This window comes from Nocardia abscessus NBRC 100374 (assembly GCF_000308455.1).
Lineage (GTDB): Bacteria > Actinomycetota > Actinomycetes > Mycobacteriales > Mycobacteriaceae > Nocardia > Nocardia abscessus.
The window spans coordinates 1-26,320 of record NZ_BAFP01000071.1; the positions used below are offsets into that span (position 1 = coordinate 1).

General features: G+C 68.6%; 26 protein-coding genes. 14 read left to right on the top strand and 12 right to left on the bottom strand.

Annotation, left to right across the window (positions count from 1 at the left end; translation table 11 throughout):
* From ON19_RS13790 to ON19_RS13800, 3 genes are all read left to right on the top strand, one after another.
* On the top strand, positions 1-4,150 hold a 4,150-nt coding region (locus tag ON19_RS13790; protein WP_043691228.1), incomplete at its 5' end, for a non-ribosomal peptide synthetase.
* The gene (locus ON19_RS13795; RefSeq protein ID WP_043691490.1) at positions 4,147-5,139 is read left to right on the top strand and encodes a daunorubicin resistance protein DrrA family ABC transporter ATP-binding protein; all 993 of its coding nucleotides are present in this window, start codon (positions 4,147-4,149) and stop codon (positions 5,137-5,139) included. The genes ON19_RS13790 and ON19_RS13795, both read left to right, overlap by 4 nt.
* An 89-nt stretch (positions 5,140-5,228) precedes the next feature.
* The gene (locus tag ON19_RS13800) at positions 5,229-6,011 is read left to right on the top strand and encodes an ABC transporter permease (RefSeq protein WP_043691492.1); all 783 of its coding nucleotides are present in this window, start codon (positions 5,229-5,231) and stop codon (positions 6,009-6,011) included.
* A gap of 75 nt (positions 6,012-6,086) precedes the next feature.
* Here the strand turns inward: ON19_RS13800 and ON19_RS13805 are convergent, their stop codons facing one another.
* On the bottom strand, positions 6,087-6,422 hold the full coding sequence (locus ON19_RS13805) for an RNA polymerase-binding protein RbpA (RefSeq protein ID WP_043691230.1): 336 nt from the start codon (positions 6,420-6,422) through the stop codon (positions 6,087-6,089).
* A gap of 243 nt (positions 6,423-6,665) precedes the next feature.
* Between ON19_RS13805 and ON19_RS13810 the strand changes: the two genes are divergently transcribed.
* Positions 6,666-6,986, top strand: a complete 321-nt coding sequence (locus ON19_RS13810; protein WP_043691232.1) for a hypothetical protein — start codon at positions 6,666-6,668, stop codon at positions 6,984-6,986.
* On the opposite strand, the gene ON19_RS13815 is transcribed toward ON19_RS13810, so the two are convergent.
* Together ON19_RS13815 and ON19_RS13820 are read right to left on the bottom strand one after the other, a co-directional pair.
* On the bottom strand, positions 6,958-8,040 hold the full coding sequence (locus ON19_RS13815) for a hypothetical protein (RefSeq protein ID WP_063709429.1): 1,083 nt from the start codon (positions 8,038-8,040) through the stop codon (positions 6,958-6,960). The genes ON19_RS13810 and ON19_RS13815 overlap by 29 nt on opposite strands.
* 266 nt (positions 8,041-8,306) lie before the next feature.
* The gene (locus ON19_RS13820) at positions 8,307-9,023 is read right to left on the bottom strand and encodes a M23 family metallopeptidase (protein ID WP_083899358.1); all 717 of its coding nucleotides are present in this window, start codon (positions 9,021-9,023) and stop codon (positions 8,307-8,309) included.
* A 185-nt stretch (positions 9,024-9,208) separates the two neighbouring features.
* On the opposite strand from ON19_RS13820, the gene ON19_RS13825 reads away from it, so the two are divergent.
* The gene (locus ON19_RS13825) at positions 9,209-9,529 is read left to right on the top strand and encodes an ArsR/SmtB family transcription factor (protein ID WP_083899359.1); all 321 of its coding nucleotides are present in this window, start codon (positions 9,209-9,211) and stop codon (positions 9,527-9,529) included.
* A 63-nt stretch (positions 9,530-9,592) separates the two neighbouring features.
* Here ON19_RS13825 and ON19_RS13830 read toward each other — a convergent pair whose 3' ends face one another.
* Positions 9,593-10,579 carry a glycosyltransferase family 9 protein gene (locus ON19_RS13830; protein ID WP_043691234.1) on the bottom strand — a complete coding sequence of 329 codons (987 nt, stop codon included), beginning with the start codon at positions 10,577-10,579 and terminating at the stop codon, positions 9,593-9,595.
* 212 nt (positions 10,580-10,791) lie between these two features.
* Between ON19_RS13830 and ON19_RS13835 the strand changes: the two genes are divergently transcribed.
* The gene (locus ON19_RS13835) at positions 10,792-11,382 is read left to right on the top strand and encodes an HdeD family acid-resistance protein (protein ID WP_043691236.1); all 591 of its coding nucleotides are present in this window, start codon (positions 10,792-10,794) and stop codon (positions 11,380-11,382) included.
* A gap of 170 nt (positions 11,383-11,552) precedes the next feature.
* On the top strand, positions 11,553-11,858 hold the full coding sequence (locus ON19_RS13840) for a hypothetical protein (RefSeq protein WP_043691239.1): 306 nt from the start codon (positions 11,553-11,555) through the stop codon (positions 11,856-11,858).
* Between the two features lie 145 nt (positions 11,859-12,003).
* Here the strand turns inward: ON19_RS13840 and ON19_RS13845 are convergent, their stop codons facing one another.
* A complete protein-coding gene (locus ON19_RS13845) occupies positions 12,004-12,186 on the bottom strand; it encodes a hypothetical protein (protein ID WP_043691241.1) in 183 nt (60 codons plus the stop codon).
* Positions 12,187-12,670: 484 nt separating this feature from the next.
* Here ON19_RS13845 and ON19_RS13850 point away from each other — a divergent pair, with 484 nt between their 5' ends.
* The 4 genes from ON19_RS13850 (at position 12,671) to ON19_RS13865 (ending at position 16,216) form a co-directional block, all read left to right on the top strand.
* Positions 12,671-13,096, top strand: coding sequence for a DUF4383 domain-containing protein (locus ON19_RS13850; protein ID WP_043691243.1), 426 nt, complete (start codon positions 12,671-12,673; stop codon positions 13,094-13,096).
* Positions 13,097-13,588: 492 nt separating this feature from the next.
* Positions 13,589-13,915 (top strand): hypothetical protein, encoded by a 327-nt coding sequence (locus ON19_RS13855; protein WP_043691246.1) that lies wholly within the window; start codon positions 13,589-13,591, stop codon positions 13,913-13,915.
* A gap of 96 nt (positions 13,916-14,011) precedes the next feature.
* Positions 14,012-14,719, top strand: coding sequence for a hypothetical protein (locus ON19_RS13860; protein WP_227954717.1), 708 nt, complete (start codon positions 14,012-14,014; stop codon positions 14,717-14,719).
* Between the two features lie 300 nt (positions 14,720-15,019).
* A complete protein-coding gene (locus ON19_RS13865; RefSeq protein WP_086006640.1) occupies positions 15,020-16,216 on the top strand; it encodes a L,D-transpeptidase in 1,197 nt (398 codons plus the stop codon).
* Positions 16,217-16,251: 35 nt separating this feature from the next.
* Here the strand turns inward: ON19_RS13865 and ON19_RS13870 are convergent, their stop codons facing one another.
* The 4 genes from ON19_RS13870 to ON19_RS13885 form a co-directional block, all read right to left on the bottom strand.
* Positions 16,252-17,688, bottom strand: coding sequence for an FAD-dependent monooxygenase (locus ON19_RS13870; protein WP_043691250.1), 1,437 nt, complete (start codon positions 17,686-17,688; stop codon positions 16,252-16,254).
* A gap of 40 nt (positions 17,689-17,728) precedes the next feature.
* Complete coding sequence (locus ON19_RS13875) at positions 17,729-18,529, bottom strand: SDR family NAD(P)-dependent oxidoreductase (RefSeq protein ID WP_043691252.1); 801 nt, start codon at positions 18,527-18,529, stop codon at positions 17,729-17,731.
* 112 nt (positions 18,530-18,641) lie between these two features.
* Positions 18,642-19,316, bottom strand: a complete 675-nt coding sequence (locus tag ON19_RS13880) for a TetR/AcrR family transcriptional regulator (protein ID WP_218006408.1) — start codon at positions 19,314-19,316, stop codon at positions 18,642-18,644.
* 240 nt (positions 19,317-19,556) lie between these two features.
* Entirely contained in the window at positions 19,557-20,171 is a 615-nt protein-coding gene (locus ON19_RS13885; protein ID WP_157229697.1) for a hypothetical protein, read from the bottom strand.
* A gap of 101 nt (positions 20,172-20,272) precedes the next feature.
* Here ON19_RS13885 and ON19_RS13890 point away from each other — a divergent pair, with 101 nt between their 5' ends.
* The 3 genes from ON19_RS13890 (at position 20,273) to ON19_RS13900 (ending at position 22,181) form a co-directional block, all read left to right on the top strand.
* The gene (locus tag ON19_RS13890; protein WP_218006409.1) at positions 20,273-20,785 is read left to right on the top strand and encodes an ATP-binding protein; all 513 of its coding nucleotides are present in this window, start codon (positions 20,273-20,275) and stop codon (positions 20,783-20,785) included.
* A gap of 113 nt (positions 20,786-20,898) precedes the next feature.
* A complete protein-coding gene (locus tag ON19_RS13895) occupies positions 20,899-21,270 on the top strand; it encodes a hypothetical protein (protein ID WP_043691260.1) in 372 nt (123 codons plus the stop codon).
* Between the two features lie 71 nt (positions 21,271-21,341).
* On the top strand, positions 21,342-22,181 hold the full coding sequence (locus ON19_RS13900; protein WP_051168846.1) for a patatin-like phospholipase family protein: 840 nt from the start codon (positions 21,342-21,344) through the stop codon (positions 22,179-22,181).
* 57 nt (positions 22,182-22,238) lie between these two features.
* On the opposite strand, the gene ON19_RS13905 is transcribed toward ON19_RS13900, so the two are convergent.
* From ON19_RS13905 to ON19_RS13915, 3 genes are read right to left on the bottom strand one after another with little or no spacing between them, the layout of a single operon-like run.
* The gene (locus tag ON19_RS13905) at positions 22,239-23,675 is read right to left on the bottom strand and encodes an aldehyde dehydrogenase family protein (protein ID WP_043691263.1); all 1,437 of its coding nucleotides are present in this window, start codon (positions 23,673-23,675) and stop codon (positions 22,239-22,241) included.
* Positions 23,676-23,677: 2 nt separating this feature from the next.
* Entirely contained in the window at positions 23,678-25,384 is a 1,707-nt protein-coding gene (locus tag ON19_RS13910; RefSeq protein ID WP_043691265.1) for a thiamine pyrophosphate-binding protein, read from the bottom strand.
* A complete protein-coding gene (locus tag ON19_RS13915) occupies positions 25,374-26,300 on the bottom strand; it encodes an SDR family NAD(P)-dependent oxidoreductase (RefSeq protein WP_043691268.1) in 927 nt (308 codons plus the stop codon). Before ON19_RS13915 ends, ON19_RS13910 begins: the two co-directional genes overlap by 11 nt.
* Positions 26,301-26,320 lie beyond the last annotated feature (20 nt).

Here is a 26,320-nt window from a genome sequence, read left to right on the forward strand (position 1 = left end):
GCGTCTCGCCGTGCGCACCGTGTTCGGCACGCCCACGGTCGCCGGGCTCGCCGAGCTGCTGGACGCGGGCACCGAGGCCGAGGTGGACCGGCCCGCACTGGTGCGCCGGGAGCGCCCGGAGCGTATCCCGCTGTCGGCCGCGCAGCGGCGGCTGTGGTTCCTCAACCGGTTCAACGCGGGCGGCACGTCGACCGGGGGACAGTCGGCAGGCGCCTACAATGTCCCGCTCGTACTGCGCATGACCGGCAGCCTGAACGTCGACGCGCTGGTCGACGCGCTGCACGCCGTGCAAGCCAGGCACGAAACCCTGCGCACGGTGTTCCCGGAGACCGACGGCGCACCCGCCCAGGTCGTGCTCGACCCGTCCGAGTCGGCGATCCCGCTGACGCGGGTGACGGTGCGGCCCGACGAGCTCGACGCCGCCGTACGGCGTTTCGCCGCACCGGGATTCGATCTGGCCGCCACCGTACCGATCCGTGCGGCGCTGCTGTCGGTGTCGACCGCGAGCGGCTCGGTGGCGCCTACCGAGCACGTTCTCATCGTGGTCGTGCACCACATCGCGATGGACGGCTGGTCGCTGGAGCCGATGGCCACCGACGTCGCCGTCGCCTACCGCGCAGCCTGCGCGGGCGGCGCGCCGGAGTGGGCCGAGCTCGAGGTGCAGTACGCCGACTACACACTGTGGCAGCAGGACGTGCTCGGCAGCGAGGACGACCCGGACGCCGCGGTGCGCAAACAGCTGGACTATTGGCGGCACACCCTGGACGGGCTGCCCGAGCTGCTGACCGTACCGGCCGATCGGCCGCGTCCGCCTACTCCGTCCTACCGGGGCGGGACCGTGGAGTGCGCGGTGGACCCGGTCACCCACCGTGAACTGCAGGCGATCGCGGGCAGCAGCAACGTCAGCCTGTTCATGGTTCTGCACGCCGCGCTGGCGGTGCTGCTGCACCGGATGACCGCGACCGACGACATCACCGTCGGCACCCCGATCGCGGGCCGTGGGCACCCGGCGCTGGACCGGCTGATCGGCATGTTCGTCAACACGCTGGTGCTGCGGACCCGGATCGACCCGGGCGCCCGGTTCACCGACCTGCTGCACGCGGTGCGCGAAACCGACCTCGACGCCTTCGCCCACGCGGACCTGCCGTTCGAGCGCCTGGTGGAGGTTCTCAACCCGGCCAGGTCCCAGGCGCACCATCCGATGTTCCAGGTGATGCTCTCGGTCCGCAACGAGCCGGTCCGCGGGCTGGACCTGCCGGGGCTGCGCATCGAGGCCGCTGACATCGACACGGGTGTCGCCAAGTTCGATCTCCAGTTCACCCTGACCGAAACGCAGACCGCGCAACGCGATCCGGCGGGCATCACCGTCGCGGTGAACTACGCGATGGATCTGTTCGACGAGCCGACCGCGCAGCGGCTCGGCAAGCGCCTCGCCCGGCTGCTCGCCGCGATCGCCGCGAACCCGACCACCGCCGTGGGCGACCTGGAACTGCTCGACCCCGCCGAATGGTCGGGGCTGGCCCCGGTGCGCGGTGCGAAACCGGACCGGCCGACCACCTTCCCCGAGGTGTTCGAGCAAGCGGCCGGTGTCGATCGCGCCGCGGTCGCCCTGGTCTCCGACGGTACGGAGGTGACCTACGACGCGCTGGATCGCTGGACGAACCGGCTGGCGCGCGTGCTCATCGAGCGCGGCGTGGGCCCGGAAACGCTGGTGGCGCTGGGCATTCCGCGGTCGATCGAGTCGGTGGCGACGGTACTGGCGGTGGCCAAGGCCGGTGCGGCGTTCGTCCCGGTCGACCCGTTGTACCCGCAGCAGCGCATCGCGCACATGCTGTCGGATTCCGGTGCGGCGCTCGGCATCACGCTGGCGGGCTACCGCGCCGAGCTGCCCGAGGGCGCGGAGTGGATCGTGCTCGACGATCCGGTGTTCCGCAGGCTCGTGCTGGACGCGCCGGACGCGCCGATCGCCGACACCGAGCGCCTCGCGCCGTTGCGGATCGACAACCCGGCCTACGTGATCTACACCTCCGGCTCGACCGGCACACCGAAGGGCGTGATGGTCACTCACGGCGGCTTGTCGAACTTCGCCGCCGAGACCGCCTACCGGTTCGACGTCCAGCCGGGCTGCCGCGTCCTGCACTTCGCCACGCCGAGCTTCGACGCCGCGATGCTCGATCTGCTGCTGTCCCTCGGCGGCGCGGCGACTCTGGTGATCACGCCGACCGGCGTGGTCGGCGGCGACGAGCTGCGGCAGGTCTTCGCCGGGGAGCGGATCACCCACGCGTTCATCACCACCTCCGCTCTCGGCACGGTCGACCCCACCGGGCTCACCGAGTTGCAGCACGTGCTGGTCGGCGGCGAGGCCCTGCCGCCGGACCTGGTGACCAGATGGGCGCCCGGCCGCAACCTGTACAACGTCTACGGCCCGACCGAGACCACGATCGTGACCGTCATCTCGCAGCCGATGACGCCGGGCGAGCCGATCACCATCGGCGGACCCATCCGCGGCGTCAACGCGGCGATCCTCGACGCGCGACTGCATCCGGCTCCGATCGGAGTGACCGGCGAGTTGCACCTCGCGGGTGACGCGCTGGCCCGCGGCTATCTGAACCGTCCCGGCCTCACCGCTCAGCGGTTCGTCGCCAATCCGTTCGGCAAGCCGGGGGAGCGGATGTACCGCACCGGCGATCTGGTGCGGTGGTGGGCCGGGTCGCGGGAGCACGGGTCCTCGGCGGACGGTGCGCAGGAGATCCAGTACGTCGGCCGCACCGACCATCAGGTCAAGATCCGCGGTTTCCGTATCGAACTCGGCGAGATCGACGCCGCGCTCGCCCGCCACGGCGCGGTGGCGTTCTCCACCACCATCGGGCATCGCACCCCGGCGGGCGCGACGGCGTTGGTGTCGTACGTGAAGCCGCGCGACGGCGTGTCGCTCACGGCGGCGGAGCTGACCGGGCACGTGGCCGGGCTGGTGCCGAACTACATGGTGCCGCAGTCGATCATGCTGCTCGACGACGTACCGCTGAACCCTGTGGGCAAGCTGGATCGGGCGAAACTGCCGGAGCCGGTGTTCAGCGCGGGCGAGGGCTATCGCGCGCCGTCCACCCCTACGGAGGAGGCGCTGTGCGCCGCCTTCGCCGAGGTGCTCGGCGTGGAATCGGTGGGCGTGGACGACGGGTTCTTCGAACTCGGCGGCAACTCGCTGCTGGCCACGAAAGTGGTTGCGCACGTGCGCGCAACCGGCATCGACCTCCCGGTGCAATTGATGTTCGGCGACGCGACGCCCGCGGCCATCGCCGCGCGGCTGGACGGAACGGGCGCGTCCTCCGACGCCGCGGTGGCGGCGATGCTGGCGCCGGTGCTGCCGATCCGCCCGAGCACCGCGACCAGTCAGGCGCCACTGTTCTGTGTGCATCCGGCGATCGGACTGGCGTGGTGCTATTCGGGGTTGCTCGCGCACCTTCCGGCGGACCGGCCGGTGTACGGGTTGCAGGCTCCGCACGTGGCAGGGGAGGACGGCTACGGGTCGATCGATGAGGCCGCGAGCCGCTACGTGGCCGCGATCAAGCAGATCCAGCCGGAGGGGCCCTACCACTTGCTCGGCTGGTCGCTCGGTGGACTGATCGCCCAGGAGATGGCGGTACAGCTGCAAGAGGACGGCGACGAGGTCGCGCTGCTGTCGATGATGGACAGCTACCGGCTGTCCGACGACTTGCGCGAACACGCGACCCCGAGCATCGCCGAGATCGTCGGTGAGTTCGGCAGCGACGAACTCGACGCGGAGATCGATCCGGAGATGAGCTTGCGGGACGCGGCCGAGTTGCTGCGCGCCCGGTCCGGGCCGTTCGCGGCGCTGACCGTGGAGCATCTGGAGCGGCTCTACGCGGGCTACGACAACGGCACCGTGCTCGCGCACAGCTTCCGGCCCCGCGCCTTCGACGGCGACCTGCTGTTCTTCAGCGCGGGCGACGACCCGATCAACCGGGCCGACCCGGACCGGCGCGCCGACGCCTGGCAGCCCTACGTCACCGGCGCCGTCCACGACCACGAGCTGCGCTGCGCGCACTCCGCGATGACCACGCCGGAAGCGCTGGCGGTGATCGGGCCGGTGCTGCGGAGGTGGCTGGAGACGAAGGAGACGCGCAGGTGAGTTTGGCGGTGGAGGTCACCGGCCTGGTGAAGAACTACGGCCGGGCCCGCGTGCTGGACGAGGTCGACCTATCGATCCCCACCGGTACCGTGATGGGCCTGCTCGGTCCCAACGGCGCCGGGAAGACGACGACCGTGCGGATCGTCACCACGTTGCTGAAGCCGTCCGCCGGGTCGGTGCGGGTGGCGGGCATCGACGTGCTGCGCGATCCCGCGGCGGCGCGCAAACGGATCGGCCTGTCCGGCCAGTACGCCGCCGTCGACGCCAACCTGTCCGGCTACGAGAACCTGCGCATGGTCGCCCGGCTGTACGGGATGTCCCCGCGTCAGGCCACCGCCAGGGCCGATGAACTGCTCGGCGCCCTCGGGCTCGAATACGCCGCGCACCGCAGGGCGGGCACCTACTCCGGCGGCATGGCCCGGCGGCTCGACCTCGCGGGTGCGCTGGTCGCGCGGCCCCCCGTGGTGGTGCTGGACGAGCCGACCACCGGCTTGGACCCGCGCGGCAGGCTGGACATGTGGCGGGTGATCGGCGACCTCGTCGACGACGGCACCACAGTGCTGCTGACCACGCAGTACCTGGAAGAGGCCGACCTGCTGGCCGACCGGATCACGGTCATCGACCACGGGCGGGTCATCGCCCGCGGCTCGGCCGACGAGCTGAAGACCTCGATCGGCGGCGACCGGCTCACCGTCACCCTGGCCGCCGGGCAGGCCGCCGAGCCCGCGCTGGCGGTGCTCACGCAGGTCGGCGTGGGCGAGCCCGGGCACGAGCCGGGCACCGACGAGGTGTCGGTGGTGGTCGGCGACGGGTCGCGCACCATGGTGGAGGCCCTGCGCAGGCTCGACGACGCGGGCGTCTGCGTGGTCGACGCGAACGTGCACCGGCCCAGCCTCGATGACGTATTCCTTTCCCTCACCGGCAAGCCCGGCGGCGCGCCCGCCGCGGAACCGGAGACCGACGACGTACAAGAGGAGATCATGTCGTGAGCGCGGCCATGGTCGGGGAGGCAGCCCCGAAGGCGGAGCGGAAGCCGAAAGCAGCTGCGGCACAGCCGGATCCCGGCCCCCGGCTGCGGCTGTTCCGGGACAGCGCGATCGTCGCGCACCGCAATCTGCTGACCATTCTGCGCGTGCCCACCCTGCTGGTGACCGCCACGATCCAGCCGCTGATGTTCGTGTTCCTGTTCGCCTACATCTTCGGCGCCTCGCTGGGCGGCGGCCAGTACCGGGAGTTCCTGCTCGCGGGCATCTTCACGCAGACGGTCGCGTTCAACGCCGCGTTCACCACGGTCGGTCTCGCCGGGGACCTGCAGAAGGGCATCATCGACCGGATGCGGGCGCTGCCGATGTCCCGGCTGGCCGTGCTGATGGGCCGCACGTTGTCGGACCTGGTGGTGAACATCCTCAGCCTGGCCGTGATGGTCGGGTGCGGCTACATCGTCGGCTGGCGCATCCACGGCAGTCTCACCGACGCCGCGCTGGCGTTCGGGGTGATCCTGCTGTTCGCGTTCGCGATGTCCTGGGTCGGCGCGCTGACCGGCTTGCTGTCACCGACCGTCGAGGTGGCGCAGAGCGCCGGGCTGATCTGGCTGTTCCCGCTGACGTTCATCTCCTCGGCGTTCATCTCCGCCGAGACCCTGCCCGGCCCGCTGCGCACGATCGCCGAGTGGAATCCGATCACCGCGGTGTCGGCGGCGGGACGCAAACTGTTCGACAACGACTCGCCGCCCAGTTTCGTCCCGCCCACCGGCTGGGCGGCCGATCACTGCGTCGAATACGCGGTGGCCTGCTCGGCGGCGATTCTCGTGCTGGCCGTGCCGCTGGCGTTGCTGCGCTACCGCAAGGTGGCCAGCCACTGACCGGCGTGCGTGGCACGAACAGCGAACGGCCGCCGCATCGAATGATGCGGCGGCCGTGCCGGTGTACGCGGACCGTCAGGCGCGGCGGCGGGTCTTGAGCAATTCGAGGCGCTCCTTGAGCAGCTCCTCGAGCTCCTCCTTGCTGCGGCGCTCCAGCAGCATGTCCCAGTGCGTGCGCGGCGGCTTGACCTTCTTGGCCTCCTGGGTGGTGCCCTCGATCAGCACGCCCTCCTGGCCGTTGCGGCACAGCCAGGTCGGCGGGATCTCGGCGTCGTCGGCGAACGGAACGTCGAATTCTTCGCCGTTGTCGGTCCGGTAGCGGGCGATCCGACGCGGAGCCAGGTCGTGGTCGCGATCGGTCTCGTAGCTCACCGCTCCGAGCCGGCTGCCTCGGAGTACGCGATCTGCCATGGTGTGCCTCTCCCTGTGTGCTCGAGTCTTCGTGCGCTGCCACGGTGTCCGCACGAGTGCGCGGGGCGCTCGGTGGACCTTGATGTACAACGATCGGGCCTGCGCCGATAGTTCCCGACGCGGCCGCAGCGAACCGTTCCATTGTAGTGCCCTCGGCGCGCCGGGGTCGCCACGCCCGGCGCGGGACGTTTCGCCGGGGTCGCTGAACGGAGCGCGGACGGCGAGCTATTAGTGTTCTGCGTCATGTCGCGCCGCTTGTCCTGCCAGTGGTGTGGGCGGGAGATCGTGGAATCGGAGGCCGGCCGTCGTCGCCGGTACTGCCGTCAGTCCTGTCGTCAACGCGCCTACGAACACCGCAACAGTGTGAAGGGAACCGGGATTCCCGACGACGCGGTGGTGCTCAGCGCCCAGGAGGCCGCCGACCTGGCCGATCGCTGGTTCGCCGCCCGCTGCGCCGCCGAGGACGTCGCCATCGCCATCGAGGAGGGGGCCACGCCCGAGGAGCTGGCGGCGCTGGGCAAGACCCTGGTCGAGCTCACCCGCGACGCGGAACGTCTGCGCTGACCGGCTCCGCCGCCGCGCCATCGTGCGCGACGCCGGCTGCCCGGTGCCGCAGATACACCGCGCCGAGCAGCGCCGCGACGGTCGCGGCGAGCCCGCAGGCCGCGAGCCAGGTGGCCGTGTCCGGGTGGACCAGCGACTGTGCGCGCATCGCCTGCCAGAAGACGAGCGCCAGTAGACCGGCATACCCGGTCGCGAGCACGCCGACTACTGCCGCGCGGGTGCGCTCCGGGCGCAGCCAGCGGTAGCGCGGAGCCAGCCAGGCCAGCAGGACGGCCACCAGCAGCAGCACCTGGATGCCGTGCAGGCCGACGAAGTGCGGAACGCGCAGGTCACCGCCGACGGTGCTCCAGTGGGTGAGCGGCATGCCGCCCATGGCGTCGCGTGGCGCGAGATCGCTCGCGTCGGGCACGACCGTGTGGCCGGCGGCCAGCTCGACGATCCGCCCGTCGCTGTCGCGGACGAGCTGCTTGCCGGTGAAGCCCATCAGGTAACCCAGCGCCATTCCCACGACGGACAGCGCCAGACCGGCATGAATCGCCCGTGCCGTCGGCCGGTCCACCAACCGCTGCCAGGCGAGGATCGACACGATGAGCAGGTTGGCGAGGAACAGGCCGGGCACGCCGGAGGCGAAGACCAGCTGCCCGATCGAGTTCACCGGATCGTCCTCGGTGTTGAAGTGGCTGAACGTGCCGCGTGCGGCCTGCAACACGATGAAGCCGACGTCGACGAAGCCGGTGACGGCGAACACCGTGCCCAGCCACCAGGTGATTCGGCTTCCCTTGTGCGGCAACGACAGCAGCCAGGCCAGGGTGAGGCTGTAGAGGAAGAACGCCAGGCCGAACTTCATCGGCTTGAGCCATACCGATTCGCCGAGCAGCATGCGGTCGTCGACCAGCATCGCCGCGAGCGCGAAGACGACGAGCGCTCCCATCGCGGCGACGGTTCCCAGCAGCGGCCGATGCAGGCGCCCACGCGTCGCGGGCTTCGTGCGCCCGCGCGGCCGCGGCGCCGACGGCCCGTCCTGCGGTGTGGCGACGAAATGTGTTGTGGACATGGACCGAACGTAGGAATCGCCGCCCTCGGCGGTCGTCCCGCCGCAGCGCTATTCGCGTCTAGTACCACGGTATCGGGCGGAAATCCGGCCGATACCGCAGAGCCGTCACCGGTCGCCGAGGTTCGGATCTGCTCCTGCGGCAGTGCGTGCGCGTGCGGCCCCGAAAGTGTTCGGGCCGCGAACGCGTCGTTGCGTTCGCGGCCCATGGCAGGCGACGGCTCTGTCGCCGAGTCTTTTCGCGAGCCCCTCATGTCTCGCGATCGGGATCAGTCTTCCGGAGCGAATCCCACGTCGATGCCGCGCTCGGCCAGCCAGGGCCGCGGGTCGATCGGTTCGCCGCCGGGCAGATGGACTTCGTAGTGCAGGTGCGGACCGGTGGAGTAGCCACGGTTGCCGACGGTCGCGATGACGTCGCCCGCGCGGACCGGCTGGCCGACCTCGACGAGGATGTCGTTGACGTGGCCGTAGACGCCGACGGTGCCGTCGTCCTGCTGCACACGCACCCACAGGCCGAAGCCGGAGGCGGGACCGGCCTCGATCACCACGCCGTCGGTGACCGTGGCGATCGGTGCGCCGAGCGGGTCGCCGAAGTCGAGTCCCGCGTGCATCGCGCCCCAGCGCGCGCCGAAGTTCGAGGTGAGCACGCCGGCGACGGGCCGAACGGTCTTCGGGCGGGTGAATTCCTGCGCGACGTGGGTCGGGTCCCACGGCGCGGGCTCGGGGGCGACCTGCGGAGGTTGCGTCTCGTGCTGGGTGAAGGTGGCGAACTGGGCCATGTCCTGGGCGGGGCGGATCTCGCCGGAGGCGATCCTGCCCGCGACGAGGCGGGCCGAAGCATCGGCGTTCGGGTCCTGTTGGGCGGCGGCGAGGATGCCGACCGACGCGGTGACGACCGCGGCGGCGGCGACCACACGGGGGGCGGCGCGATGGCGGCGGAACCGAGTCACGCCGCGACGGATCTGTAACGGAAAGGTCACGGGCATGAACCGAACGTACGACAGCGGCGCGCCCGTTCTGCAATCCTGTGGCTACCGTCACGGGTAGATAAATGCCCAGCTCGTCGGTCACGGGGAGGTAACGGTCCGGCCGCTTTTCCGTGTGCGAACTGGGGCTATGTCGTATTACCCAGCAGTTGACCAGCGAAACGTCAGTTGATCACACTGTGTGAGTGGCGACTAATGGAGTTCGTGCTCTGACAGCGCTGGCGGACCCGACTCGCCGCGCGATCTTCGAGGCCTTGCCGCAGGCCGCGCGCTCGGTCGGCGAACTCGCCGGAGAAGTCGGCGTGAGCAGCTCGGCGGTCTCCCAGCATCTGCGGGTGCTGCGCGAGGCGCGGCTGGTCATGATGCACCCGGAAGGCAACCGCAGGCTGTACTCCTTGGACCCGCGCGGCCTCGCAGACGCCCGCGACTATCTCGACCAGTTCTGGCCGAGTGCGATCGCCGCGTATTCCGCGGCGCTGCGAACCGCCGCGACGGCGACCGCGTGACTCGGTGGACAGCGCCCGCGTGACCGTCATCCCTGGGTGGCGTCGGGATGACGGTATGGGGCGTCAGCCGACGCGCCGATACGCCGTCTTGCGTCGGTCGGCGCCCGTGCCGGGCCAGTTGCGCTTGCTCAGCTGTTTGTCGACGGCAGTGATCACCTCGGTGACGCCGATCTGCAACAGGCCGGGGTCGGGGGTATCGGCGTCCGGGTCGCCGACCTGGCCGGCCCACAGCACGGCGTGCCGGTTCAGGAGGTGCGAAGGCGGACCGGCCCACCGTGGCGGCGTGGGACCGAACAGTAGGACGGTGCGGGTGCCGAAGGCGGTGGCCAGGTGTGCGACGCCGGTGTCCCCGCAGATCACCAGGGCGGCCTCGGCGACGGTGGCGGCCAGATCGATGAGGTTCTGCTCCCCGGCGAGCACCCGGCCCACGGGTAGACCCGCGCGTGCGGCGATGCCCAGCGCGAGTTCGCGTTCGTTCTCGTCGCCGGTGAGGACCACTTCGCGGCCGAGTACCAGCAGGTGCCGGACGACGGCGGCGAAACGGTCCGGCGGCCAGCGGCGGGCCGGTGCGCCCGCGCCGACATGCACGACCACGCAGTCGCGCCTGCTGGTCGTCGAGACCGGCGGCACCAGTCCGAGGTTGCGGCGATCCGCCCCGATGCCGTCGTATTCCAGCAGGTGACACCAGCGGTCCACCTCGTGCATATCGGGATCCCACTCGGGGCCGGACAGCTCGGGGAAGGCGGCGTTGCGAAAGGTGAGGATGCGGCCGGGTTCGATTTTGGCCAGTGTGACGATGCTTTCGGCGCTCGCGCCGTGCAGGTTGACCGCCAATTCGGGTGGAGGCGCGTCCCAGCGGAGGCTACTGGGCTCGGCGGTCGGCACCAGGGCGTCGACCGACGCGATCAGATCGACGATCGGCTTGAGCCGCTGCGGGGCCGCCAGGACGAGGCGGTCGCGCGGTTTGGCCCGGCGCAGCGCACGTAAAGCCGGGACCGCGGTGAGTAGATCACCCAGCCCACGCGCCTGCAACACGAGCAGAACCGCCACCCTCTTCTCCTAGCCACCCGAGTCTCACCGAACCCGACCCACCCGTTCACCCCAGGGGCGCCAACGAAGAGTCACTTAGGAATAACTACCCGACCGCTCCGGCGGCGAAACGTGAACGCCGGGCAACGCTGCGGTACCGGCTGGGCAAGCGCGCCAGCAGCCTGCTGGCAAATGCGCAGTAAACACGTACCGACGGGCTATAGCATCAATGCATGACGACAAACAGCGTGGTAGAGGGCCCTATGCAGTCTCTTGCCCGCAGGGCGTGGCAAACCATCCTGGTCACCGGCATCCTTGCGGTGATTCTCGGCGTCCTGATCCTGGCCTGGCCGGACATCACCCTGCAGGCCGCGGGCATCATCTTCGGCGTCTACCTGGTGGTCACCGGCTTCCTCCAGCTGATGGCAGCCTTCGGCGCGCCGGCGAGCACCGGACTGCGGGTGCTGTCGTTCGTCATCGGTCTGCTGTCCATCGTGATCGGCGTCTTCTGCTTCCGCGACGAACTGGCCTCGATCCTGCTGCTGGGTCTGTGGATCGGGATCGGCTGGCTGTTCCGCGGGGTCGCGCTGCTGGTGGCCGCGCTCTCCGAGCCGGGGACGCCGGGGCGCTGGTGGCAGGTGTTCTTCGGCCTCGTGACCGCCGTCGCGGGCGTTGTGCTGATCGTCTGGCCGGTGCGGTCGGTGGCCACACTGGCCGTGCTGGCGGGGGTGTGGCTGATCATCATCGGCATCATGGAAGTCATCGTGGCGTTCGGGGTTCGCCACGATGCGAAGGTGGTGCGCACCGCACCCGCTGTCGCCTGATCACGAATCCGCGCGACCGTGCGCCACGGCGCCGGCTCGCGCGATGCGGTGTCTCCGGGCGCCTGACCACCACGGTTCCGTCTCGTTGGAACTCGTGACAGAATCACAGGCGCATTTTCACAGACGTCGGCTTCGGGGTTGGCCGACATCGAAAAGAACTGGAGGCACGAATGATTCGTACTGCTGGGTTTGTCGGTGCGCTGGCCCTGGCAGGGGCCGCGGCCCTGCTGTCGGCGGGAACGGCGCAGGCCGCGGTCGGCATCGTGACGATCAACGGGGAACAGCGGGTGGATCCGGTGGGTTGCCTGAACACCGACGGCACCTTCTACTCCACCTTCCAGATCACCGTCGTCAACAGCACCGACCGTGCCATCACGCTGCACTCCGGGCGGGACTGCACCGGCTCCGTGATCGGTGAGCTGCCCGCCGAAAGGATCGGCTACCTGCCCAAGGGCGGCAGCGTTTCGGTCAGCTGACGCCGAACGCCTGTCGCAGTAGGCGAAACCGGCCGGGTCGTGATCCGAGCAGGGCGTCGATCACCGACGCCGCTGGGATCCGTCCCGGCCGGAACCGTTCTGGGTGGTGCTGATCCGGTGCCCCCGGATCGGCACCACTCGCCGCTCAGCGTGTGCGCGGCCAATCGCCGGGGTTCGGCACCCCGGACTCCACGGCTCCCGGCACCGGGATCGACGCCGCGACAGCCGAGCGGCGACGGCCGCGCGGATCCCACGCCATCGCCACCGCCGCGCCGCCCAACAAGACGACCACGATCATCGCCACAACGCACCAAACCAACACCGCCATTGCCTCCCTGGCATCCCCCATCCGGCTGACAGACTGCGTTGGCTTACCAAGGCGGACAGTTGTTTTCGAGTCGCGCACAGTATTCCCCGGGTTGGTGGCGCGCGCGAGTCGGCGGCGCGGCGCTCACCCTCCGGTGCGGCGGACGAAGCTCGCCACCGATCTCGACACGGTCCGCGCACCAGCCCGAACGCAGATTCTTCCCGTGCGACGGCTTCCGGCGCAGTCGCCGGAGGAGACCGAGATCACGGACGCGCCACCGCCTGATGCCGGACCGGGCGACTCGCTCGATCCTGCCGGCGCCCGCGTTCGCCAGGTCCCGGGCGGCGTGCGCGGAGGCGCTCAGCTGCCTGTTTGCCCACTCCCGGCCGGGGTAGCACGTGGGGACCGAGGTCACCACGTAACACCGGAAAGGGCTGGGGCGGCGATGTCTACTTCTACACCAGGTGCGGTAAAAGATCGGCGATCCCCGCTCCAAGTTGCCGCCATGGCGGTAGGGGCGGTCTTCCTCCTTGTCGGGATCCTCGGGTTCATTCCCGGGATCACCACCGATTACAGCGAGCTGGAGTGGGCGGGACACCACTCCCGAGCCCAACTGCTGGGTCTGTTCAACGTATCCGTCCTGCACAATGTGGTGCACCTGGCTTTCGGCATCGCCGGTGTGCTGGCCGCTCGGACCGCCGCGGCGGCACGGGCGTACCTGCTCGGCGGCGGCGTGATCTATCTCGTCCTGTGGCTGTACGGGCTGATCGTGGATCCGCACAGCGACGCCAATTTCGTGCCGCTCGACACGGCCGACAATTGGCTGCACTTCGCCCTCGGTGCGGCCATGATCGCGCTCGGGGCGCTCTTGGCCCGCCGGCCGACGACTCGAGCGCCCGGAGCGGGCGGGCAGACCGGCATTCTGGAATAGCGCGACGCTGAGGGAAATGCGGTCCCTCGAGCCGCATGGCATCAGGGCGGCGTAGACCGCCTCTGCCAGATCGTATTCGTATGCTCGGGGATTTCGGGCGAGATGTCGCGGCCGCAGGTTCGGAATGAACGCGATGCTACGTCTCGAGCGAGGTCGCCGAGCTCCGACGGTGGAGACGCTTCCATCCAACCGCTGGAAGTAACGCTCCAGCTACACCGACGGGAGAGGAGATGCATCAAATGTTGCTGCAATCCAGTGGATCTCGTGAATGTCGACGACCCGGCAGCGCTGGGTGTACGGCGGTACCCTTGGCCTGATCGTCGGGCGGGGAGTCGTGGTGCGTGGATCGCCGCATATGTTGACATCGACTGCTGTTGACAACATATGATGTCAATACTTTGTGAGCCTCGGCCCGCCGCGTCGACACCGTGGCAGCTGGAGGCGGGCAGGCACTCGACCACTTCAGCGACGATCGCGGCAAGGGAGCTACCGATGAGGGCCAAACCACCCGCGCTGGGATACCTCCGCAAGGACATCTCAGGTGTGTCCCAGGACTGGGACGAAGCGCAGATGCGGAGCTTGGCGAAACGCCTGGGCTATGAGTTGTGCAAAACCGTCACCTTCGGCGCCGGCACCGACGCGCCGGTGGATCGCCTGATCGACGCCGCCCGGAATTTCGGTGTCGACGCGGTCATCGCCCCGGGTCTGGATCACTTCGGCAATACGGTGCCCGGCGAACTCGTGGAGGTCTGCGACCTGATCACGGTCACGCCGCAGCAGACCTACTCCCGCTCGGCACTCTCCCGGATCTGGGCGTAGTTCCCCCAGCAAGCTCGGTGAAGCGCGATTCCCGTGCGCACCGGAGCTCCGTCAGATCGTTTCGCGCACCCGGCCATTCGGCTACGATCGAGCTCCGTGGCTGACACAGTGGTGTGGGCGGGGCAGCCGTCCCTCGGGGATGTCGATACCGGCAAGCGCGCGAATCGTAGGGACCGGGCCCGTCTGATCTCGGTGGTCACCGGACTGATCGGCGCGCTGCTCGCCGTGGCCGTGCCGTTCCTCCCGGTCCGGATGGACGCCGCAACCATTGCCTGGCCCGAAGCGGGCGTGGTGAACAGTGTGGCGGCGCCGCTGGTGTCCTACGCGCCCACTCGGCTGTCCGCGCAGGTTCCCTACGCTGCGTTGACCACTCTGGCCGCCACCGGGGGTGTCGCCGTCTCGACGGTGCCGCGACAGTCGGCGGATATGGAGCGGTACGGATTCGTCGTCAAAGTCGTTCCGGACACCGCCGATCAGCCTGGGCGGGTCGACGTGGTCTCCCGCAGCACACTGCTCTGGTCCGCGCCCCTGGAGTCGGTCCGCGGGCAGTCCGGCACGGTGGCGATCGAGGTGTCGGCAGGCCGGACGGCGGTGTCGGGCCTGGGTGATCCGGACAGCGTGACCGATTCCGACGTGCGTCCCCAGGTCGTCGGTGTCTTCACCGACTTGACCGGGGCCGCGCCGGAGGGAATGCGGGTGGATATCGCGGTCGATTCCCGGTTTTCGACCTCGCCGACGCTTCTCAAATCATCACGTCGTACTAGGGGGAGTATGTCGACAAGCGATGGTCGGGTTGTTGGCTAGGCGTTCGTGGCGGAAGTCGGCGCCGTAGCAGCTCGTCAGGGTCGGCGATCTGGAGGATGGTTACCGTCGCGCGACCCTGAGCGGGTGTTCGGTTGACCGTTGCGCCACTGGACCGTGTGACTGTGCGGGTTTTTGCAGATCACCGGCGACCGTCTCAGGGGCACCCGGATCGATGGAGGAACGGTATCGGTTGTGCGGCGGATCGGTGGAGATGCTGGTCGTCAGTGTCTCGGCCGGGGCGTAGTTGCCGCATGCTGACGGACGGAGGTCGGCCCAGCACCCGGAGAAGGGAGATGGACGGTGGCATTGGGACGTCGTCGGCTGCTGATCGGCTTCGCCGGTGCGGGCGGTCTCGCCCTGGCCGGATGGGGATGGTCGCGAGAACTCGCGCCGCCACCCGAACCCGCCACAATCCGATTCGATCCCCCACCCGGCACCCACGAAGTCGAAGCGCGCAGCCCCGGCACGATCACCGTCACCGACGGGACGCTGCGGTCGGTCGAATGGATCGATGAAACCGGCAGATCCCTGCCGGGCGCATCGGCACCCGATCATCGATCCTGGACCAGCACCGAACCACTCGGCTACGGACACACCTACACCGCGAAAGCCGTCGCTCACGGCGAAACCGGCGAGGTCACCGCGACGACAACCTGCACCACAGTGGCACCGCAACAGCTCATCGACGTCTCCCTACGCTCCGCCAATCTCGTCGAGCTGGCCGAAAACGACACTTACGGGGTGGGTTTCGTGCTCGTCGCCCATTTCGATGAACCAGTCGATCGAGCGGCTGTGGAACGCCACCTGAAGGTCACCACCCAGCCTGCCGTCACCGGTGGCTGGTACTGGCTCGACGAACAGAACGCACACTGGCGGCCGGAGCACTATCACGCACCGGGAACCAGGATCACGGTCGCGGCCGAACTCTTCGGCCGCGCGCTCGGCGACGGCCGCTACGGCCTGCGTGACCAACGGGTTTCGGTGATCATCGGGCCCGCGCACGTCGCGATCGCCGACGACGACACCAAACAGATCGAGGTCTTCGACAACGGAGACCTGGTGCGCAGCATGCCGACATCGATGGGCATGGGCGGCACCGCGGTCGTCGGCGGCACAGTCATGTCGTTCTGGACTCGGCCGGGCATCTACACCGTGCTGGACCGAAACAACCCGGTGATCATGGACTCCGCCAGCTACGGCCTGCCCACCAACTCCGCGCTCGGCTACCGCACGAGCATCAACCATGCGGTCCGCATCAGCCACGACGGAATTTTCGTGCACGCATTGGCCGCGAGCATGTGGGCCCAAGGCAACACCAACGTCTCACACGGCTGCCTGAACATCTCCCCGGCCGATGCCGCATGGTTCTACGACTTCGTCATCCCGGGCGACGTGGTCGAAGTCCGCAACACCGGCGGCGACACCCTCGATATCTGGCAGAACGGGGATTGGAGCATCCCGTGGTCCGACTGGCTTCGCGGTGGCGCCCACACATGACACGAACGAGAAAGAAGCGCTGATCTGTTGCAGTACTAGGCGAGACCTGCGGTGGACAGGGCGGTCGCGAGGCCGGTGTTGTGGCAGCCGACCCAGTCCAGGTATCCGTCCGGTCGGACGAGAGCGGCTGTCGCTCCTGCCCACTCCGGCCGGTCCTGGATCGGGACTGTTCGCGCGAGCGGCAGATTCGCGGCCGGCTTCAGGGCGCCGGTTAGATCGAGCAGTACGTGACGTGCGTCGGTGAGGGTTGTGAAGAGCGTGCGACCGTCGGTCAGCGGCAGGTCGGGGGCGTGGTGGCCGGTGAGGTGGTGCGTGCCGGGTGCGGCCGGGTAGGTCACCGACAGCCCGGATATTTGTTCGCCGAGCGTGCGAGCGAATTCGGGTCGGTCGGTGATCATCGCGGACAAGAGTGCGCGTAACTGCCTGCCGTCCGGTGAGAAGGCGGTCATCAGTGCTGCCTGGGCTTGTGTGCTGCGCAGCGCTCGAGAACCGACGGGATGTCGCTCGGTGTGGTAGGTATCGAGCAGACCTTCGGGTGCTCGCCCTGACACGGTGGCGGCAAGCTTCCAGCCGAGGTTCATCGCGTCCGCGAGGCCGAGATTCATTCCGACCCCACCGGCCGGCATGTGCTGGTGTGCCGCGTCACCGGCGAGCAATACCCTGCCGGTTCGGTAGCGTTCGGCTTGCCGGGTGGCATTGCCGAAGCGCGACAACCACTTCGGCGAGTGCATTACCCAGTCCGTCCCGGCGATTGCGATGGTCTTCGCCCGCAGTTCGTCAAGTGTGAGGGCACCGGGCCAGTCGGTCCGCAGATCCTGGGGAGTGATACCGATCAGGCGGTATGAGCCACCGGGTAGTCGCACACTCATGAGCAGGCCCGACTCGGTCCATTCGGTGAGGACGGGCTGGGGCGGTGGGTCGGCGAGTTCGACGTCGCCGAGCCAACCCAGCATGGTCGACTCGTCGCCCGGATAGGCGATGCCCGCGGCCTGCCGGACCGTGCTGCGGACCCCGTCACACCCCACGACCCATTCGGCCTCGATGTCGGCCCCCTCATCGACGTGCACCGTGATCGACTCGCCCCGTACGGTCAATCCGGCTACGCGCTGCCCGCGCCTGATATCGGCTCCGGCCGCACGAGCGTGTGCTTCCAAAAGTTGTTCGGTCCGTATCTGCGGCAGTGACAGCGTGAATGGGTACGAAGTATCCAGCAGCCGGAAATCCAGCCGAGTATCCAGCGCGGCGAAGTGTCCGCTCGGGATCCGGCTCCCTTCAGCGAGAAAACGGTGCACGAGGGCTCGAGACGCCAGCATCTCGAGGGTGCGCGGATGGATGGCCAGCGCTTTGGAATTCGGGTCCGGCTCGGTACGTGCCTCTAACACCAGCACTTCGACGCCGCCCAAGCGCAATTCCGCGGCCAACCACAGCCCGACCGGGCCCGCGCCGACTACAACGACTTGGCGATGCCTCACGGCCGCCTCCTCTCACAAGTCATCACAAGGTGGTAGAAGTTCAGGCCTCGTGGTGAAATCGGCTGCCGAGTTCGGTGCCTAGGCGTTCGGAATCGATGAGGCGGTGTATCGGTGCGACGAGCGCCGGGGCGATGCATCCGATCGTGGCCAGTAGGCGTGTTTCGATGGGGGCGACGACGATTTCATCGACGTTATCGCGAATTGCTCGGATGACAGCGTGGGAAACTTGCTGTGGTGTGGCCGTGCGCATTCCCGGTGGGACTCGGCTGCCGCTGTCGGCGAACATTCCGGCGTCACGGACGAACCCGGGTTCGACGATGGATACGCCGATCTCGGCGTCGCGAAGATCGTGCCGCAGGGCCAGCGCGAAGCCGCGCAGGCCGAATTTGGTCGCGTTGTACAAGCTGACCCGCGGTGCGGGCAGCAGGCCGGCGACCGACCCCATGAATACGATGTGACCCGCTCGCCGCGTACTCATCTGCGCGGCCAGATTGCGGGCGAGCAACATCGGCGCCCGCAGATTGACATCGAGGACACGGTCGAGATCAGCGTCGGAGAAATCGAGAATATGCCCGCCTGCCGGTAGACCGGCGTTGGCGATGAGAACATCCACTGGTCCGGCCTGGGCGAGCAGGCGCGACAGGTCCTCGAGGTTCGACAGATCGGCGGGAATTACGGCTGCGTCCAGTTCGGCGGCGAGCGCGCACAGAGCGTCGGGGCGACGGCCGGTAAGCACGAGTTCGGCACCACAGGAGGCGAGTTCACGCGCCACCGCGTGCCCGAGACCACCGGTAGCGCCGGTGAGCAGCACTCTGGCGGAGGCCAGTTCGACAGGGGACATGATCGGTTCCTTTCGTACCGTCGGCGACGTCGACGATCGGCTCGATCGAGGTGGCAGGGACTTCGGCGCCACACGGTGAGGGCATCCCGTCCTCGGCGCCTTATGGGCCGGTTCAGCTCGCGCGACCGGCTCGATAGGCACGGAGGAAGGCACGGACGCCGGATGTCACACTGGCGTCGACGGCGCCGGGCTCGGCGTCGATAGCGCCCCAGAAAGTCCGATTGTTGGCCTCACCGGCGGCGAGGAGGACGAAGTGAGCGGCTGCGCTTTCGGGGTCTTCGAGGTCGAGCAATCCTCGCACGGCGAGATCCGAAAACCTCCGGGCCAGAGCGGCATGAACCATCCGTGGGCCGGTGTCGAGCCATGCATCGAGTATCGCGCCCGGAATATGGTCTGCTTCGGCACGGATCTGGCGGACAAGGGCGAAGTGGTCCTCGTCGCCGCCGACGACGAAGGTGCGGCCCAGGGCAATGAGAGCGGCCTCGAGATCCACGACATTGCTCAAATGGTGTTCGATCGCAGCACATCGACTGGCCCGCGCACGCCCCGCGCTTTCGATGATCACCGCGGTGAACAGCTGCTTCTTATCTGTGAAGTGCTTGTAGATCGTGCGGGTCGACACCGCGGATTCGCGGGCGATGGCATCAATGGAGGCGCGGGTATAACCGTCGCGACAGAACACCGCGCGGGCGCCCCGCAAGATGGAAGCCCGTTTCTCCGGCCGCAATTGACGAACCACGGCCACGTCCAGACTCGTCATGATCGGTTCGCCGAACTGCCCGAACATGCTGTCACGCCGATCGGCCCTCGTTGTGCGATCGGTCCTTCGGCGACGAACATCGGCATTCCTCCTGCTTTTGCGCCGCCGCCGCATCAGCAGCCGAGCCGCCCCAAAAGTACAACGATCACTTTACCCAACTGTCCGGTGCACCGCCAGCCCCGCCGACCAGCTGCCCGGCCAGGGTGGAACGGAGTCACGGACTCATCGGCCTGCCGAATGCCTCTTCCAAGAATCCGGACGGATCTCTCAGCAAGCCCCCGGCGATCGCCTCGACCAGCGGGCGCGGGTGGATGTCGTATCCCTCGACGCGCGGCCGCCTTCCAGGTCGTGCATCGCTCCGCTGACCACACCGGCTACCGCGAGCGCGAAGTAGTCGTTCAGCTTGGCTCGGCCACCATCGATCTGCGCGATCGCCGTGGCCAGTCGCGCGCCGACGGCAGCGCGAACTTTCCGCCGCACCACGAAATCCGGCCAATTTGTCTGCGGGCCTATCTGATCAACCAATCCCTCGATCAGCCTCTCGGACATCCGGCTGATGAAGAAATCGACCACCGGTGGGCCGAAATTGGTTCGGTACCAGCCGATGATGTCCGGACGCGGCGTGCGGATATGCCCGCCGGAGAACGCGTCGGTCAGGAAGTGCTGGGCGAAGGCCTCGCGCGCAAGAGCCAGCTGCAAGCCCACCTCGTTCTTGGTGAGGCCAGCGCCCAGCGCGGCCGTGATGGCCGCGGTGTGGTCGGTGGCCCAACGGTCGATGGCCTGGCCCGGCGCGTTGAAGTGCGATGTGTTTTCGGCGGCGAGTTTCAGGAAGGTGACCAGCCGGTCGGACCGAGTGGGATACTTCTGCGATGGATGCCGCAAGGGGCCGGTGGGTGAATACGACGCACGACTGGGCGAGCACCGTAGACTCTGCCCACCTGGAAAGTATCCGGCGGGAGCCGGAAACGATGGCCCCCGGCGGTGTGCGGCACCTCATCCTCGAAGTCGTCGCCTATGCGGCGGACGAAGCCGAGTGCACCGAGGGGGCGCGATGCGTCGTGACCCTCCACGCCGACGGCTCGGTGTCGGTATCGGACAATGGGCGAGGCACCGACACGCGCACCGACGAACAAGGCCGCCACGTCAAGAAGCCGATCATGGCGTCGAAAGACCTGCGATTCTTCGATTCTCCCGATGCGCAGGATCTGCCCGACGGTCATCCTCGCCGTGGCATGTCCGTTGTCGCGGCACTGAGCCGATGGCTCGTCCATACCAATCGGCGGCAGCACGGAGCTTGGACTCAGCGCTACGAATATGGCGTCCCCGTCACCGATCTGCTCCCCGTTACCCCGAATGGCACGACCGGGACCACCGTTCACTTCCACCCGGACCGCGATCTGCTCGAGATGGTTGAGCCGACAGTCCGTGAGCTGACGCAGTTGACGTCACCGTGGCGCCACTTGTCCGTGGAAATCGTCGCCGCACACGGCCACTGAGCATCGGTCACCGGCCGCTCGCTCATCGACGGGTGCGCCGCAACGCTAACGCACGAACTCGGCCGGACGATCACCACCCTGTACGAGTCGAGAGCTGGACAGAAGGAGCTTGCATGAGAAGGGCTTTTGTCGCCGTCGCGCGGCTCGGGGTCGCCGGTGTTTCAGGGCTGGCGTTTGTGGCGATTGCCGGTTCGGGCTCCGCGCAGGCGGCGCCGCAGGATTGCGTCATCGAGCGCGATGTCTTCAGCGCCTCGGCGATCTGTCCACCGGACGACGGGCTCGGTGGCGCCGAGTACGTCCTTCGGGTGGAATGTGTCGGGGTCTACAGCTCGGGGCCGTTTCCGCTGTACGCTGTCGGGCCCTACACCCAGCTCAGTTACCCTTTCACCCCCAACGGTCAGCGCACGACGACAGGGTGCATGAATTGGGGTCCCGGCCTCGTCGGGGTGGTCACCAACGCATACGCGGAGATCTATCGCCGCTGAGAGATCCCGGAGGGTGTCCGGTAGCCGACCGAGCGAACGCGATGGGCAACCGGGGCGGATAGGCTGGCGGTATGTCGGACACGGTGGCATCCAACGGATATTCGGTCGCGCTCGTGCTGGGCGGGGGTGGGCCGGTCGGCCTTGCGTGGTTGGCGGGGTTCGCCACTGGGTTGCGGGACAACGGGATCGACTTGGCGCTTGCGGACCGGTTCGTGGGCACGTCGGCCGGTGCGGTCGTCGGCGCGGTCCTGGCCGACGGTGGTGATCCGGCGCGATTGCTGCGGCCGCCGTCGACGTCGACGCCGGTGCAGGCGGATCCGGTGCGGATGGGGGAGATATTCGCCGTCCTGCGCGCCCCGGGGCAGGAACCGGCCCAGGCGCGTCGCCGGGCGGGGGAACTGGCGCTGGCCGCCCAGGTCGGCGATCCGGACGAGCACATCGCGCGCATGGGCGGGCTGGCCGGTGTGGCGCAGTGGCCCGCACGCGACCTGCTCGTCACCGCGATCGACATAACCACCGGCGAGCTACAGGTGTGGAGCCGAGACGGTGCGGCGTCGTTGCCCGAGGCGCTCGCGTCGAGCACCGCGGTGCCGGGCGTCTTCCCGCCGATTCCGGTCGACGGCCGTCACTACATCGACGGTGGGTTGCGTTCACCGGTCAACGCGGACCTGGCCGCGGGCGCGGATGTCGTGGTGATCGTCGAGCCCTTGGCGCACATCTTCCCGCGTATCCCCAGCGACCGCGAATTGGGTTCGGCCACAGAGATTTCCGTAGTTCCCGACGAGGACTCGATCGCCGCGTTCGGGCTCGATCTGTTCGCGCCGGCCGCGCTGGCCCCCGCGCATGCGGCCGGTGTGCGCCAGTCCGCCGATGCCGCGCCGCGACTGAAGGACATCTGGCCCGACCGCTGACCGACGCGCGGTGCCCGCCGCCGCGCACCGGTTCCTCTCGGTCCGGCATCCACTCCGCTACGACCCGGCTTCGTCCGGCGCGTACCCTAGGATCGCTTTGGTCTCCAGGTAGTCGTGGAAACCGAATTCGCCCCACTCGCGGCCGTTTCCGCTCTTGCGGTAGCCGCCGAAGGGCGCGTGGAAGTCGAAGGCGTCGTTGATGGTGATCCAACCCGACCGGATGCGGCGGGCCACGGCGCGGGCCTGGTGCACATCGGCGCCCGCGACGTTGCCCGCGAGTCCGTATTCGGTGTCGTTGGCGATGTCGACGGCGTGGTCGAGGCTGTCGTAGCCGAGGATGGCCAGGACCGGGCCGAAGATCTCCTCGCGGGCTATGGTCATGTCGTTGGTGACGTTCGCGAACACGGTGGGCTGCACGTAGTAGCCCTTGGCGAGTCCGTCGGGGCGGCCGGTGCCGCCCACCACCAGCGTGGCTCCCTCGTCGATGCCCTTCTGGATGAGCGCCTGGATCTTGTCGAACTGTGATCCGGAGACCACGGGGCCCAGCGCCACGTCCCCGGCGGGGTCACCCACGGTGAGCTGGGCGGCGGCGCGGCGAGCGATGTCGACGGCCTCGTCCATGCGGGGACGGGGAACCAGCATGCGCGACAGCGCGCTGCAGGTCTGGCCGGAGTTCATCATCATCGGGCCGATCGCGGCGGCGACATTGGTCGCGAAGTCCGCGTCGTCGAGCACGATGTTCGCGCTTTTGCCGCCCAGTTCCTGGGTCACCCGCTTGACGCTGGGCGCGGCATTGCGAGCGATCTCGATACCCGCGCGGGTGGAGCCGGTGAAGGAGATCAGATCCACGTCCGGATGCGCCGACAGCGGTACGCCCACGCTGGGACCGTCGCCCTGCACGAGGTTGAAGACGCCGGCGGGAACGCCTGCGGCGTCGAGGATTTCGGCGAAGATCTGCCCCGTGAATGGCGAGCGCTCCGACGGCTTGAGCACCGTGGTGCAGCCGGTGGCGACGGCGGGGAACACCTTCACGGCGATCAGGCTCATCGGCCAGTTCCACGGTGTGATGAGGCCGCAGACGCCGATGGGTTCCTTGACGATCAGGGTTGCCCCGCGTTGCTCTTCGAAGACGAAGTTCTGCAGGACTTCGATGGCGGTCGCCAGGTGCCCGGCCCCGAGGTCGACCTGGAAGCCGCTTGCCAGCGTGCTCGGTGCGCCCATCTCCTCGGTCAGCGCCGCGGCGAGATCGCCCGCGCGTTTGCCGTATTCCACGCCGATCGCGCGCAGCAGCTCGATCCGCTCGGCGACCGGGGACGCCGACCATGTGGGAAACGCTTCGCGGGCGGCCGCGACCGCCCGGTCCACGTCCGCGGCCGAGCCGTTGGCGACGGTGCCGCACACCTGCTCGGTCGCCGGGTTCACGACCTCGAAGGACTGCGCCTCGGCCGGGTAGACCCAGGCGCCGCCGATGTAGAACTTCGAATACTCGCGCATGACTACTGTGTCCCTTCCGCGTACCAGGTGCGGAACTCGTCGTAACTCGGCATCTCCTCGGAGTTCGCCTTCGGGTCGACGGCCACGTGGATGACGCCCGGTCTGCCGCTGGCGTACGCCCGTTTGACGGCGGGGGCGATGTCCTCGTCGCGGTCGACGTATTCGCCGTAGCAGCCGAAGCCCTCGGCGACCTTGTCCAGGCGGGTGTCGGTGCTCCAGTGTGTACCCGTCTCCAGCGACCCGGGCCCGAACAGGCCCTTGTAGACGCCGACTTCCAGGCCCCAGGCGTAGTCGACGGCGACCACACAGACCAGCGGGAGGTTCAGTCGCGCCGCGGTCTCCAACTCGCCGATGTGGAACAGGAACGACGAGTCGCCGGTGACCAGCATGACCGGCCGCTTCCTGCCCTCGGCCACCGAGGCGCCGACAGCGTAGGGCAGCCCGGTGCCGAGATGGCCGAAGTTCTGATTCCAGATCACGTCGTGCGGCTTGGCCTGCGAGTAGGTCCAGCCGAAGATCGTGGTGGCGCCGCCGTCGCGGACCATGATGCCGTCGGAGGGGAACACCTTGGTCGCCTCCACGATCAGCCGCGCGGGATGCACCGGAGACCGGCCCGACGGCGCCGTTTCGGACAGCTCGGCCAGGCGGGCGGCGTCCTGCTCGATCCAGCTCGCCAGCTCGGGCGACGGCGTGCGCGGTGTATCCTTCAGCGCGTCGACCAGCTGCGGGACGATCGCGCGCAGGTCGCCGACGAGCGGCACATCGATCGGCCGGTTGACCCCGATGGCCTCCGGGTTCTGTTCCACCAGGACCCATTTGCGGTTCGCCTCGCCCGCCACCCAGTGCCGCCCGACCCCGTAGTGGACGGGCTCTCCGAGTTCGGTGCCGATAGCCAGGCACAGATCCGATTTCACCACCGCGTCGATGGACGACGGTGAGAAGCCGTAGGCGAAGGTGCGGTCCTCGAGACCCTCGATATACGAAGTGCCGCCGGAGGTCTGGATGACCGGGCAGGCCATCAGTTCGGCGAGTGCGCGCACCGACTCCCCGGCGCGCGCGGTGTGCACACCGTGCCCGACCAGCAGTACCGGCTGGCGCGCCGCGCGGATCAGTCGTGCGGCCTCCTCGATCCGGTCCTGGCCCGCGGTCTGGCCGACGAGGCGATACCGGTTGGGCGGCAATGGTTCCGGTACGTCGAGTTCCGCTTGGATGATGTGCTTGGGCCACTCGATGTAAACCGGTCCGGGGGTTCCGGTGAGCGCCCGGCGCAGACCCTCGCGAATGATCTCGTCGGTCTGGTCGGCGTATTCGATGCTGGCGCTGTACTTCACCGACGGCGCGAAGAGTTCGGCCTGCTTGACGAACTGGATCCGCCCGCGCCGCACCCGCTGCTCGGTGATCCGAGCGCGCTGCCCGCCGAGGAAGATCACCGGCGAGTTCTCGACCTTCGCGCACATCATCGCGCCTGCCAGGTTGGCGACACCGGGGCCGAGCGTGCCGATGCAGACCGCGGCCTTGCCGGTCATCCGCGACACGGCCTCGGCCATGAATCCGGCCGATTCCTCGTGATGCGGTGCGACGACGTTCCAGCCGCGTTCCTCGGCGAGGTGGAACATATGCACGAAATTCGGATCGGGAATGCCGAATATCGTGTTGATGCCCTCGGCTTCGAAGAGCTGAAGGATACGTTCGTAGACCTTAACGGGCATGCTGTCCTGCCTCCGTGGCTAGCTCGAAACTCTTCCTGATGTGATCGCTGTGCCCCGCGGGGACGGCAGGCAGAATCCAAGAGCCGGTCGTATCGCGGATGGCGTCGATCTGCTCACCGATCTCTTCGACCGTCCACGAGGGGCGGTAGACCCCCGGGGTCTCGGCGATATAGGCCCGCGCCACGCGTCCGGCGACCGACACCAGCATCTCGCCGGTGATCGAGCAGGACTCGTGGGCGAGCCAGCCGACGGTCGGCGCCGTCAGCTCGGGCCCCATGGGCGGGTAGGACGAGGTGTCCAGTCCGTCGGCCAGCCTCGTCACCGCGGCGGGCACGATGACGTTGCCGAGGATGCCGAATTCGGCTCCCTCCAGCGCGATCACGTTCGACAGGCCGATCATGCCCGCCTTCGACACGGCGTAGTTGGCTACGCCCTTGTTGCCGTACAGCCCGCCGATCGACGAGGTGAGCACCACGCGGCCGTAGCCGGCGTCGGCCATGACCGGGAACGCGGGCCGGACGACGTGGAAGGCGCCGCGCAGGTGCACGTCGAGCACCGCGTCGAAATCCTCGTAGCTCAGGTCCCGCAGCGAACCGTAACGGACGTTGCCCGCGTTGTGCACGAGGATGTCCAGGCGGCCGTAATGGTCGAGCGCCGCGTCGATGATCGCGCGCCCGCCCTCGGCCGTGGCCACCGACTCGGTGCAGACGACGGCGGTGCCGCCGGCCGCCTCGATCTCGGCGACCACCTCCGCGGCCGGGTCCGCCTCGACGCTGTCGCCGCGCACGCTGCTGCCGAGGTCGTTGACCACCACCTTGGCGCCCTTCGAGGCGAGCAGCAGGGCGTAGGCGCGGCCCAACCCCCGTCCGGCGCCGGTGATCACGGCTACGCGATCGTCGAATCTGAGTTCTCGCAAGGTGGTCGGTCCTCTCCCAG